Source organism: Desulfatiglans anilini DSM 4660 (genome assembly GCF_000422285.1).
GTDB classification, from domain to species: Bacteria; Desulfobacterota; DSM-4660; order Desulfatiglandales; family Desulfatiglandaceae; genus Desulfatiglans; species Desulfatiglans anilini.
Map to the genome: position 1 here is coordinate 85268 of NZ_AULM01000013.1, position 11082 is coordinate 96349.

Sequence of the window (11082 nt, forward strand, 5' to 3'; positions counted from 1 at the left end):
GGGTCGGGATGAAAAAAACAACCGAACAGCCGCCTCCGGACATCGACTTCGACCTCCGCCAGCTGGAGATCTTCCGCCAGGTCGTCGACCTGAAGAGCTTCTCGAAGGCGGCCAAGGCCGTCTTCCTCTCCCAGGCATCGGTCAGCGAACGGATCGCGACTCTGGAAAGCCACGTGGGAACCCGGCTGCTCGACCGGCTGGGCCGCCAGGTGATCCCCACCAGGGCCGGTGAACTCCTTTACAAGCATGCCGCACTGCTCCTCGAGATGAAGCGCAACGCGCTCCTCGAGATGCAGGAGTTTCTGGGCGTCCAGCACGGTGAGATCCGCATGGGCGGCAGCACCATCCCCGGCGAGTACATTCTCCCGAGGGTCATCGGCGCCTTTCGGAGGCGTCATCCGCTCCTCACGGTCAACATCCTGATCGGCGACAGCAGCGAGATCGAGAACCGTGTCCTGGAAGGCGGGCTGGAACTGGGCATCGTCGGATCGAAGGGCGGGCATCAGGCCCTGATCTACACCCCGCTCTGGGACGACGAACTCCTCGTGATCGTCCCCGCGGACCACCACCTGGCCGGTCAGAACGAACTGACGCTCGAAGCGCTTTTCAAGGAGCCGTTCGTCCAGAGGGAGATCGGGTCCGGGACCCTCAAGATTTTGGAAGATGCTTTGCAGGGCGCTGAGAAAGGCGGATCGCTCCCTCTCCATGTCGTGGCGCGCTTCGGCACCTCGACCGCGGTCAAGGAAGCGGTCAAGGCCGGACTCGGCGTGTCGGTCCTTTCGTGGCGGGCCGTCCAGACGGAGCTCGCCGCCGGGGCCCTGAAGGCCCTGAGGATCCAAGGCGTCTCGATGAAGCGCCGCTTCTACCTCATCCGGGACCGCAGGCGCACCGCCTCGCCGCTGTGCATGGCCCTGCTGGATTTCCTGCGATCCCATCCCAAGGAGCCTGAGAACCAACCATGAACCCGAACGAAAAGGTCATCGATTACCGAGGGGACTGCTGAAGGGCCTATCTGGACATAAGTTTATGTCTTCGCATCATCCACCCCGGGGAGAGCTTCGCCTTCATCGTCGAGCGCGACAAGCTCGAGCGGGTCAACAAGGTCATCGATCACAACGGCGGCAAGGTTGTCGACGAGGCTCCGGTCGGCCGGGACGTGCAAATCCGGGTGGAGAAAACGGCCGATGCTGACTGAAAGGAAGGACTGCCGGATTTTGTCATGCTGATCCAATGCTACGCCATTCTGGGCTGGGTCCTGTTCTATTGCCTCGCCCCGCTCCTGCTCTGGATTCCGCTCTCGAACCCCCGGTACCGGGTCCATTTCAGGGAGCGGCTCGGGCTGCTGCCCCTGCGGCGCCTGAAGGCTTTGGGAGGCGGCCCGCGCTTCTGGATCCATGCCGTCTCGCTCGGCGAGGTCAAGGTCGCAGAGGCGTTCGCTCAGGCGATCCGAAGGCATGTGCCGGATGCAGTCTTCGTCGTTTCGACGATCACCCCCCATGGACGCCGTCTGGCCGAGGAGGTTTTCAGGGAGCAGGCGCTGGTCGTCCACTCCCCGCTGGATGCGGCGCCCTGTGTTAAGCGGGCGCTGAAGGCCGTCCGGCCCGACGTCCTCGTCCTGCTGGAGACCGAAATCTGGCCGCTCTGGGTCGCCGCGGCCGACCGCATGCACATTCGAACGGCGATCGTCAACGGCCGCATCTCCGCCCGCTCTATCAAACGCTACGTAAAGCTCCGTGCGTTCTTCCGGCCAGTGCTCGAGCGTATCAGCCTTTTCAGCATGATCACCGCGGCCGACCGTGACCGCATCCTTGCGATGGGCGCACCCCGGGAGCGGGTGGTCGTGAACGGGAACGCCAAATACGACCTGCTCGGCAAATCTATCCGCCCGGAAGACGCGGAGCGTTTCCGCCGGCTGCTCTCGGTGGACGAAGGCCAGCCGGTCGTCGTGGCCGGCAGCACCCGCACAGGCGAAGAGGAAACGCTTTTGAAGGCCTTCCGGCGCGTCCGGGAGGTCTTCCCTGAGGCCGTGCTCGTCATCGCACCGCGCCACCTCGAGCGGGTGCGGGAGATCGAGGCGCTCGTCAAGCGCTCCGGTTTTTTCTGCGAGCTGCGGACCGGGCTCGAGGGACCCGGCCGGCGGCGCACCGCCCCGGTCGTCATCCTCGACACCTTCGGGGAGCTTTTCGGCCTGTACAGCGTCGCGAACCTGGCCTTCTGCGGGGCGAGCCTGGTGCCGCTCGGCGGTCAGAACCCTCTCGAACCGGCGGCCTGGGGCAAGATGGTCCTCTACGGGCCTTGGATGGACGACTTTTGGGATGCGCGCGCCCTGCTCGAGGCGGCCGGCGCCGGCGAAACGGTCCATGACGGCGACGAACTGGCCGAGCGGATCATCTGGCACCTGGCACACCCGGAAGCGAGCGGGGAGCGGGCCGCCAAAGGCCGCCAGGCCGTACTCCAGAACCTGGCGGCGGCCGAGCGCCACGCCCTGGAGATCGTGAAACTCACCGGACCTTTCACCCTATGAATCTTAGAAAGAGACGCACCATGGAAATCGATCGCAGCACCCTGGCCGACATCCGCCGTTCCCTTCGCCCCGAGGTCCTGGAGCGGCTGAATCAGGCCGTCTCCCGGATCGTCGCCGCCAAACAGAAAGGCGGCAAGGTCGTGGCCGTCCTCGGAAGCGGGCCGAACCTTCATGAAGGGGTCACCACGCTGGTCGCCGAACTCATGCACAAGGGGCTGATCGACGGCGTTACCACCAGTTCGGCCGTCATCAACCACGAAATGGGGGGCACCCTCGAGCGCGTCAAGCGCATCGAAGGGGCCGCGCTCGGCATCGCGCCCGAACGACTGCCTTCCGACGGGAAGGTCGAAGCGACCCTCCTGGACGACGCGCAGATCGCCCGGATCGCCCGGGAAATCACCTTCGATCCGGACCTCTACCAGCGCATGCTGGCGCTGCCCGGCCACACGATCATCAAGGTGGCCGGGAATCTCGCCTATCCCACCGGATGGCGCACGGAGCGGATCGCGCGCGAGATCCTGCCCCTCGCCCGGCAGCACAAGATCCCGTTCGAACAGATGGCGGGCTACGGCGCCGACCCTCTGACCATGATCGGGGCCGGGACCGCGCTCCATCTGCCCGTCCTGGTGACGATCCCGCAGCTCGTGGGGGGCGGGGAGGTCGGTCTGGCGGTGGGGGATTCACTGCCGCTTTCAGAGCGCGCCCGGCGCGTCGCCGAGATGCTCGCCGGCGCCGACGTCATCATCGAATCGGCCCTGGCGCTTTCGCAGGAGATCCACGACGGACCTTTCGAACGCTACACAGGACACGGTTTCTGGGTCGACTGGGAAGGCGGGTGGACCTACTCGCTCGAACAGAAGACCATCGTCCGCATCGACCTCGACCCCAACCTCGAGGTCGTCTGGCAGCGTGAGCAGGCGGCGCACACCGTCACCGACGCGGTGGACCAGGGGCTCCCCAAGACCAAGACCTTTGCCGTGCCCTTCCGGATGGAGATGTCGGGGTTCGCCCGGATCCCGGGAAGCATCCCGATCGTCGGGGACATCGGGGAGATCTGGCCCCTGATCGCCCTGGACGCAGCGGACGCCCTCGGCATCGAGCTCGATTTCATGAGCTACAAGCAGTCCCTTCCCGCCGGTGCGCGCATGCGGGAGTGGATCGTCGAACACATCCGGCCGCTCGACCGCGAGCGCCTCATCGCCGCCGCCCCGCCGCTCGAAGGCAGCCGGGGGTCAGAAGCCGCCGCCGGCTAGATCCATCCGGAAACGAGGAGGCTGTGCGCCGGCTTCGGCGCTTGTTCAACCGCTTCGCCGCGTCTCCCGGCCTGGCCGGTATCGAGGGACCGGGCGCCTGAGCCAAGACGGCGCGGTGATCGTCCGCTAACAGCCTTCATCGTGGAGGATCCGGAAGCCCCCCGGCGCCGGTGCTGGCGGTTCGGCCGCCCGCGGAGCCGGGGCAGCCGCGTCGAACCCGGCGGCCGGAACGCTTTCCGGCTGGGACGTCGCCTCGATGCTTTCCGCCTCGGGCTGGGCCTCCGGACGGGACGAGACGAAACGGTCCGGGTTCACGACAGCGAGGATCAGGCCCAGCGCCACCAGGAGGGCCGCTCCCCCCAGCTTCATCCGCCGCGATCCGCCCGGAAGGCGCTCCGGGTCGCCGAAGCGGCCCTCGAGGCGCTCCCCGAGCCAGAAGGCGCCGACGGCCATCAGGCAGGCGCCGAGAGCAACGATTCCCGACTGGATGCCGAGCACGTCGGAGAGGGTTACGGCGCCCATGGCCCCGGCTTCATAGAAACCGGCCAGCAGCGGGAAAACCTCCGCGAAGATCACCGAGCCGATGACCATCCCCCCCAGGAAGACCAGACCGTCGAGCTTCCCCGAGACCGTCGCCACCACGGACGTGGTCGGGCAGTACCCGCCCATCACAAAACCCACCCCCAGAAGCAGACCCGCCACGATCTGAGGCCAGATATTGGTCTGGAGGAGATAGACGCGGCCGAGATCGATCCATCCAAAGACCGAGAAGTACAGCAGTCCAAGCATGCAGACGACGATGGCGGTGAACATGACCTTCAGGACTGAGAAATCCCGCAGGTAGAAGATCGCCGTCAGTTTGCGGGCATTGCCGAAGCCCGCCCGCTCCAGCACGAACCCGAAGAGGAAGCCGATCAGGACCGCCAGCTGCAGGGCGTAGGCGTAATCGAACCATCCGAACTTGTAGAGAGGCCCCATCACAACCACTCCTTTCTGAAAAACCAGGCGGCGGCGTATGCGCCCGCGAAGATGCAGAACATGAACACCCAACTCCCGAAGGCCAGTTCAGCCGCCCCGGTCAGCGCCTGCCCGCTCGTGCATCCGCGTCCGAGCCGCGCGGCGAACCCGGACAGGATTCCGCCCCCGAGGGCCAGCCAGAGCCGGGCCGAAACCCCGATCGATGGGCCTCTCGCCACCTCCCCGCGGACCCGGCGGGCGATGAAGGCCGAGAAAAGCCCCCCCAGCCCGGCGCCAAGCGTCAGGAACACGAGCCAGTCCATCAGCGGGGAGCGCCCCCAGGCCAGGTATTTCGAAAGATAGGGATTGGCCTGCGCATGCTCCGGGGCCACCCAGTGCACCCCGGCCGTCCCGATGCGCGCAAAGGACGCCGAGGACCCGAGGCCCCGCCCCATGGTATAGAACGTGAAAAGCAGGACCAGGCCGAGCAGGATCCCGATCACATAAGGGTTGCTGTACCGCTCGTCATTCATCGTCTGCACCCTCCTTCCCTTTCGACGCCTCCAAACGCCTCTCCTTCAACCAGACCACCGTCGCCCCCCAACCGGACGGGCCCGCATCGAGCGCGAAGCGCAGGACATGCGGACTGCGTCTCAGCCGCGCGTGAACCGTCTCGCGGAGGACCCCCTTTCCTTTCCCATGGATGAACCGCACCTCGAAGATGCCCTCCACCAGACAGGCCTCGATATAGTCCTCCACCAGGTCTCCGGCCTCTGACGGGGCGAAGGTGTGCAGGTCGAGGCACCCGTCCACCGGGATGTTGACAGGATCGTTCTCCATGCATCGCCCCCTGCGGTGAGCCGGCTGCACCGGCTGGTTCGAACTTGACATCACTACCACAATGTGGTCTACTGGTGTCCCATTGGAAACGCTTTACCCGCCCCGTGCTCGTTTCCACTTCGGAAGTCTTGACACACCCGCTACGCACCGGGAGAATCCTTCACCAGGAACCTTGTTCGCGCACCCTAAGGGCACCGTATCCATTTTCCCCATTCCAGAGGAGATCATCGATGGAGGCCCATGAATTCGCCGTCATCCGCCAGAGGCTCGGGAAGACCCAGAAGGAGATGGCCGAACTGCTCGCGACCTCGCTCAAGACGGTCCACAGCTATGAACAGGGATGGCGCACCATCCCCCCGCACGCCCAACGGCAGATCTATTTCCTGCTCTCGAAGGCGAAGGCGGCCGGCCAAAAGCCCCGCTCCTGCTGGGAAGAACGGCACTGCCCCGAGGAGGTCAGATCCCGATGCCCTGCATGGGAATGGGGTTCGGGCGACCTCTGCTGGTTCGTGAACGGAACCTTCTGCGAAGGCGCCGCCCATGGCAGCTGGGCAGAAAAAATGCAGATCTGCCGATCATGCTGCGTCTTCAAGGCCTTCCATGAAGAGCGGAAAAACGCGTAGCGGGGATGCTCCCCCCTAGAACCGAATCCTCGGAGCCTCCTGCCGCTCCGGGGGCACCTCGAAGAAGGCCGCCTTCTCGAAGCCGAAAAGACCGGCCAGCACATTGGTCGGGAAGCTGCGGATCTTCGTGTTGTACTCCCTGACCATCTCGTTGAAGCGCCGCCGCTCCACGGCAATGCGGTTTTCCGTTCCCGCCAGTTCATCCTGGAGACGGATGAAATTCGTGTTCGCCTTCAGGTCGGGGTAGCGCTCCACCACCAGGAGCAGCCGCGACAGGGCCGATGAGAGGGCGTTGTTCGCCTCGATCTTTTCGGGGATCGATTCAGCGCCGGCGACCCGTGAACGGGCCTCGGTCACATCCACGAAGACCTCCCTTTCATGCGCCGCATAGCCCTTGACCGTTTCGACGTAATTGGGGATGAGATCATAGCGCCGCTGGAGCTGGTTTTCCACCTGAGCCCAGGCGCCTTTGACGGATTCGTCCATGGCGACAAGGTCGTTGTAAGTCCCCTTGATCCATGAAAAAGACAGCAGCCCCAGCACGGCGATGATCCCGATGACGACCAAAAGGGTCTTTCCGGTCTTGCCCATATCAGCCTCCCATAGCATCCACAGCGTCGGACAGTTTTTCCATCTCCGCCAGATATCGTTTGAAAAGCGCCGGCATATCCGCCTGCGCCCCTTTGATCTTCCTGTCACGAACATCCAGCAAACGTTCGAACACGCCCCCGTCCAAGTCGAAAACCCTCGAGACTTCCGTGAAGAGCGCCCGCCTGGACCCGGGCATTTCCAATCCTTTCAGAGCCGCGAGGGCCCTGAAGATGGCCGTCAGGGCGCCGGTCGAATCCGCGATCAGCGCTGCGAGGGTACCCCGCTTCCCTTCGGTTTCGACGAACCCTTCGCGGAGCAGCAACATCTTGCCCTTGATCTCGCGTTCGCACTGCAGCCTCAGCAGCGAGGGCTTCAATTCCAGCCCCCTCAGCACATCCTTGCCGTAAACCATGGCATAGCGGGACCTGAAATTCAGGTACTCGATCGGGAAGACATCCAAGGAGCCGGCGATATAGCGTTCGGTCAGGAAAAGAGGCACCGCGCAACCTTTCCGGCGCCACTTCCGGACGAGGCTGAAGGCCTCGTCGAGCCGGCCCATGGCCTCCGGCCGCAGCACCGCCATCAGATTGATGTCCGAGCGGGCCGGGTCATACTCCGGCCCGGCCGCACTGCCATAGAGGATGAGGGAGATCAAATCGTTGCCGAATACCTCCCGGAAATCCTGGATGATCTCCGGCAGCAGCGCCTTCGGATCTTTCGCGCTTCGAGCCATCACCGCCTCCCTCCCATGCCTCAGAATCCGCCCCCCGCGCCGCCTCCACCGCTCATGCCCCCGCCGAAACCTCCGAAGCCGCCGCTGAAGCCGCCGAAACCGCCGGAGCCGGTCCCGCCGCCGCGGGGGGCGCCCGCGATCCAGGGCAGCGCAGCACCCCTCGAGCGGGAACCGCTTCGCACAATCGTCAAAAAAATCAGGATAAAGATCAGGAAAGGCCAGAAGGGCGCACCGTCTTCGCGGCGGGCGGACGCCTTAGGCTCGGGGGCGCCGGTAAGGGCTACGCCCGCATCGTCGGCAAGCACCTTCGCCACAGCGAGCGTGCCGTTCAGGAGCCCCTCGCCGAATCGGTCCTCCCTGAAATAGGGAAGCATGTAGCGGTCGCGGATCTCGCCTACCAGCCCGTCGGGGAGGACGCCCTCGACGCCGTAGCCCGTTTCGATCCGCATCTTACGCTCCTGGATCGTCACGAAGATCAGGACGCCCTTGTCCTCGCCCTTTTTCCCGATGCCCCACGCCGCATAGAGGCGGTTGACGTAATCGTTGTACTCGGCCCCGCCGATGTCGGGAAACGTCGCGACCACCACCGCCACACCGGTCTTCTCGAATACCTCCCGGGTGAGGGCATCCAGACGCTGCCGCTCCTCCGGTGAAAGGACCCCGGCAAAATCGTTCACCGGGCCATCAGGCTGCGGGAAAGGCCTCTCGGCCGCGGCGGGGGCCGCGAGCCAGACCGCAGCGAGCAGCAAAAGGGCGGCAGCGAGCGTGCGGCTCCCGGCACCCAGGCCCATGGAAGCCGCCCGCGCATTCCGGATGCCGCCCCGCCAAGCGCTCAGTCCAGCGTCGACCCTCCGGCACAGGACCCCACCCATTCCTTTGACCTGTATCCCCATGGCCGTCAGTATAATGACGCACCAGCGCTTCGTCACCCCCTTTTTCCGTCCACCGCGGAGAGGAAACCCTCCAGATCGTCATCGAGGAGAGACAAGAAACCTCGACGGACGACGGCGAAGCCACCACACCACCCGGCTTTCGCCGCCGTGAAAAGATTGCCCTAGCTCAAGGCCTTCTCAGTAAATCGTGGGTGCCGATGCGCCGGAGAAAATAGACGTCCTCATGGATCTGGAAGGTGAAGCGGTAACCTTTGTTGACTCTCCCCTCCCAGATATCCCGGGAATCCTGCATTTTTTTAGCATTCAAGGACGGGTGATGGAAATCGGAGAGCAGCCGCTCCAACTGTTTGTCGGCGGCTTTCTGGACAGGGGCTGGAAGCCGGCGGTAATCCTCGATGAACCTTTTCGAAAAGGCCAGCCTCATTTTCATATCTTGGCGGTCTTCAGGGCTTCAATGGCCTCAGCGGCGTTCTCGAAGGGCCCGGCGATGTCGCCCTTGCGGACATCCTCGTCAACCTCGGCTTCCTTCTCCTGCCACTCCCTGGAGTAAAAATACTCCTGGTCGGGCTGGATCACCTTCACCGGCCGGAGGACAATGCATTCATCCCTGATGTCCATCTCGACGTAATCCCCTTCCACCAGTCTGAACTTTTTGCGAAGGCCCTGGGGAATGGTCAACTGGAAATTCTTCCTGATCTTCATCAGCGCCATATCCTGCTCCTTGATCTTGACGGTTTTGTTCGTTTTTCATTATTCCACAAATTATGAATTTCGTAATTTTATAAAATGATAACATGACTGGCGGGGGTGTCAAGGCGCCCCTATATTTCTTTCCAAACGGTTATTTCAACAGCAAAAAAACTTTGCAACCATGATCGCCTTTTCCATACCTTGGCTATATATCTTGCCTATACACAGATACCCCTCACCGTTCCAAAATGTATCGACCGCGCCACTCCGAAAAGAATGAAGCGCGTGCCATCACCTCGGCCGGTATCCTGCCTGTTTTCATCTTCTTTACCGGATCATAATCCCAACTGCGGCCGACATCATTGGAAGCCCTGTCTTCGAAAAACGGCGGTCGATCCAACGCTCCCTCACTCCAAGGCATGCCCTGAAAAAGAGGCGCCGATCTCTTGGTTGTTGGGCGATATCGATGCACATCACGGCTGTTTCCCGGCCGCTGCAAACTATAAAAGGACATTGTTCCGCCTCTGAAGCAAGGATTTTCTTTCTGTAATTCCATATAATATTATATATTTACACATCATACCCGACAAACAGTGACATTATCCACGCCCTTTTCGCCATTCCGGCACATATCTTGATTGGGTCCATGCTTAAAAATTCTCTGGATCGCTAGGACCTGGAGAATACAGACCGCAAATCGCGGGCAGGTGTTTTCAGCCCCGGCTATTCCAATCACTCCTACTGCCGAGCAGGCATACCGGAGTCCTCGAACCCATACCAGGCGACCTCATCGAGTCAACGCCGCAGCGGATTTGCATGGTCGATCATCAACCGACCGGATGGGGCACATAATTTGAACCTCTAACCGGACTCGCCCCCCGTGCCATCATGAAGGCCACAGAGTCTGAAAGCAGGCACCCCGTTTCCCCGGGGCCTGCGGCCTTCCCGAGGGGGTTGGATCGTGAACCGGCTGTTGCACGGCGCTGGGGGTCTGCGCCCAGCTGCGTGGGTGTTGGGATGGGTACTGATGGCGATAGCGGTCTTCGGGATACAAGTAGAGTAATGCAAGGCAGACGCGGTGGAACGAAATGCCCGCGCAATTGAGGCCGGCAGGAAAGCAAGCCGCCTCGTGCAAACCGCTTATCCGGATGGAGGGGTCACCTGGTCGAGCTACGGCTTCGAAAGCCTTCCCCGATATACCGCCACGGCTCGCCTTCAGGACAGCGAAGGGAACGTACAGGCCGAATATGTCTATGTCGATGGTCTCGGCCGCCCCATCCAGACCATCGGCTTCGGTGAAGAAGGAAAGCCTGTCATCGCCTACCGCCATTACGATGCGATGGGCCGGGAGGATATGACGGCCGGCCCCTATTTCCTCGAGGACGGCAAGCCGCCCGACCGCTACCCCTATCGGCAGACGGTCTACGACGAGCGCGGGCGCCCGCTCTGGGTCATCGGCCCGGACGGCGAACACGGCCAGATCGCCACGGCCTGCACCTATCAGGGCCTTTCCACAACCGTGTGGGGGCCCGAGGGCACCGCGAAGACGATCCTAAAAGACGCCCTCTGCCGCGTTCTCCAGGTCGTCGAACAGACCGAGAACAGCTCTCTTTATACCCGCTACACCTACAACGCCGGCGGCGACCTGCTGAAGGTCGTCGATCACGAGGGCAAGGAGACGCAGATCGTCTACGACACCCTGGGCCGAAAGACCGCCATGCAGGACCCTGATATGGGTGCGTGGCGATACGCCTATGACCCGAGCGGAAACCTCACCGCCCAGACCGACGCCCGCGGGTTGACCACCCGCTTCGGCTACGACGCCCTCAACCGGCTGGTCCTCAAGGCCTATTCGAACGGGGAGCCGTCGATCACCTTTACCTATGACGACACGTCGATCCCGAACGGACGCGGGAGGCTGCGAAAAGCGGCCCGGGGGGCCGTCAGCACCCGCTACGAAGCCTATGACCCCCTCGGG

At 63.0% G+C, this 11082-nt stretch carries 14 protein-coding genes; 5 read left to right on the top strand and 9 right to left on the bottom strand.

Annotated features, from left to right (window positions below; translation table 11 throughout):
• Positions 1–8: 8 nt before the first annotated feature.
• Positions 9–962 carry a selenium metabolism-associated LysR family transcriptional regulator gene (locus tag H567_RS0111305; RefSeq protein ID WP_051184744.1) on the top strand — a complete coding sequence of 318 codons (954 nt, stop codon included), beginning with the start codon at positions 9–11 and terminating at the stop codon, positions 960–962.
• Positions 963–1024: 62 nt separating this feature from the next.
• Here H567_RS0111305 and H567_RS28535 read toward each other — a convergent pair whose 3' ends face one another.
• Positions 1025–1231, bottom strand: a complete 207-nt coding sequence (locus H567_RS28535; RefSeq protein WP_153306151.1) for a hypothetical protein — start codon at positions 1229–1231, stop codon at positions 1025–1027.
• On the opposite strand from H567_RS28535, the gene H567_RS24475 reads away from it, so the two are divergent.
• Positions 1220–2524 carry a 3-deoxy-D-manno-octulosonic acid transferase gene (locus tag H567_RS24475; protein WP_051184745.1) on the top strand — a complete coding sequence of 435 codons (1305 nt, stop codon included), beginning with the start codon at positions 1220–1222 and terminating at the stop codon, positions 2522–2524. The two genes, H567_RS28535 and H567_RS24475, sit on opposite strands and share 12 nt — an antisense overlap.
• 20 nt (positions 2525–2544) lie before the next feature.
• A complete protein-coding gene (locus H567_RS24480) occupies positions 2545–3777 on the top strand; it encodes a hypothetical protein (RefSeq protein ID WP_051184746.1) in 1233 nt (410 codons plus the stop codon).
• 126 nt (positions 3778–3903) lie between these two features.
• On the opposite strand, the gene H567_RS24485 is transcribed toward H567_RS24480, so the two are convergent.
• The 3 genes from H567_RS24485 to H567_RS24490 are packed head-to-tail and all read right to left on the bottom strand — an operon-like array spanning position 3904 to position 5574.
• Complete coding sequence (locus H567_RS24485) at positions 3904–4755, bottom strand: DUF6691 family protein (RefSeq protein ID WP_084517171.1); 852 nt, start codon at positions 4753–4755, stop codon at positions 3904–3906.
• Positions 4755–5267 (bottom strand): YeeE/YedE thiosulfate transporter family protein, encoded by a 513-nt coding sequence (locus H567_RS0111330; RefSeq protein WP_028321489.1) that lies wholly within the window; start codon positions 5265–5267, stop codon positions 4755–4757. Before H567_RS0111330 ends, H567_RS24485 begins: the two co-directional genes overlap by 1 nt.
• Complete coding sequence (locus H567_RS24490; protein WP_051184747.1) at positions 5260–5574, bottom strand: Smr/MutS family protein; 315 nt, start codon at positions 5572–5574, stop codon at positions 5260–5262. The genes H567_RS0111330 and H567_RS24490 overlap by 8 nt, the downstream gene beginning before the upstream one ends.
• A 230-nt stretch (positions 5575–5804) precedes the next feature.
• Between H567_RS24490 and H567_RS0111340 the strand changes: the two genes are divergently transcribed.
• Positions 5805–6197: a helix-turn-helix domain-containing protein gene (locus H567_RS0111340; RefSeq protein ID WP_028321490.1), complete on the top strand. Its 393-nt coding sequence runs from the start codon at positions 5805–5807 to the stop codon at positions 6195–6197.
• A 15-nt stretch (positions 6198–6212) separates the two neighbouring features.
• Here the strand turns inward: H567_RS0111340 and H567_RS0111345 are convergent, their stop codons facing one another.
• From H567_RS0111345 to H567_RS0111365, 5 genes are all read right to left on the bottom strand, one after another.
• Positions 6213–6788, bottom strand: coding sequence for a LemA family protein (locus tag H567_RS0111345; RefSeq protein WP_028321491.1), 576 nt, complete (start codon positions 6786–6788; stop codon positions 6213–6215).
• A gap of 1 nt (position 6789) precedes the next feature.
• On the bottom strand, positions 6790–7521 hold the full coding sequence (locus tag H567_RS0111350; protein ID WP_028321492.1) for a hypothetical protein: 732 nt from the start codon (positions 7519–7521) through the stop codon (positions 6790–6792).
• 20 nt (positions 7522–7541) lie between these two features.
• A complete protein-coding gene (locus tag H567_RS0111355; protein ID WP_084517175.1) occupies positions 7542–8450 on the bottom strand; it encodes a TPM domain-containing protein in 909 nt (302 codons plus the stop codon).
• 130 nt (positions 8451–8580) lie between these two features.
• On the bottom strand, positions 8581–8844 hold the full coding sequence (locus H567_RS0111360; protein ID WP_051184749.1) for a hypothetical protein: 264 nt from the start codon (positions 8842–8844) through the stop codon (positions 8581–8583).
• Positions 8841–9116 (bottom strand): AbrB/MazE/SpoVT family DNA-binding domain-containing protein, encoded by a 276-nt coding sequence (locus H567_RS0111365; RefSeq protein WP_208598367.1) that lies wholly within the window; start codon positions 9114–9116, stop codon positions 8841–8843. Before H567_RS0111365 ends, H567_RS0111360 begins: the two co-directional genes overlap by 4 nt.
• A 1117-nt stretch (positions 9117–10233) precedes the next feature.
• Between H567_RS0111365 and H567_RS0111375 the strand changes: the two genes are divergently transcribed.
• The coding region (locus H567_RS0111375; RefSeq protein ID WP_028321496.1) for a DUF6443 domain-containing protein at positions 10234–11082 on the top strand (849 nt) is incomplete at its 3' end.

What these genes read in the sequence shown, in the direction of transcription:
- H567_RS0111340 (WP_028321490.1), top strand. Translation starts at nt 5,805, where the DNA reads ATGGAGGCCCATGAATTCGCCGTCATCCGCCAGAGGCTCGGGAAGACC.
- H567_RS24475 (WP_051184745.1), top strand. Translation starts at nt 1,220, where the DNA reads ATGCTGATCCAATGCTACGCCATTCTGGGCTGGGTCCTGTTCTATTGC.
- H567_RS0111350 (WP_028321492.1), bottom strand. Translation starts at nt 7,521, where the DNA reads ATGGCTCGAAGCGCGAAAGATCCGAAGGCGCTGCTGCCGGAGATCATC.
- H567_RS0111365 (WP_208598367.1), bottom strand. Translation starts at nt 9,116, where the DNA reads ATGAAGATCAGGAAGAATTTCCAGTTGACCATTCCCCAGGGCCTTCGC.
- H567_RS0111360 (WP_051184749.1), bottom strand. Translation starts at nt 8,844, where the DNA reads ATGAAAATGAGGCTGGCCTTTTCGAAAAGGTTCATCGAGGATTACCGC.
- H567_RS24480 (WP_051184746.1), top strand. Translation starts at nt 2,545, where the DNA reads ATGGAAATCGATCGCAGCACCCTGGCCGACATCCGCCGTTCCCTTCGC.
- H567_RS0111330 (WP_028321489.1), bottom strand. Translation starts at nt 5,267, where the DNA reads ATGAATGACGAGCGGTACAGCAACCCTTATGTGATCGGGATCCTGCTC.
- H567_RS24485 (WP_084517171.1), bottom strand. Translation starts at nt 4,755, where the DNA reads ATGGGGCCTCTCTACAAGTTCGGATGGTTCGATTACGCCTACGCCCTG.
- H567_RS24490 (WP_051184747.1), bottom strand. Translation starts at nt 5,574, where the DNA reads ATGGAGAACGATCCTGTCAACATCCCGGTGGACGGGTGCCTCGACCTG.
- H567_RS0111305 (WP_051184744.1), top strand. Translation starts at nt 9, where the DNA reads ATGAAAAAAACAACCGAACAGCCGCCTCCGGACATCGACTTCGACCTC.
- H567_RS0111345 (WP_028321491.1), bottom strand. Translation starts at nt 6,788, where the DNA reads ATGGGCAAGACCGGAAAGACCCTTTTGGTCGTCATCGGGATCATCGCC.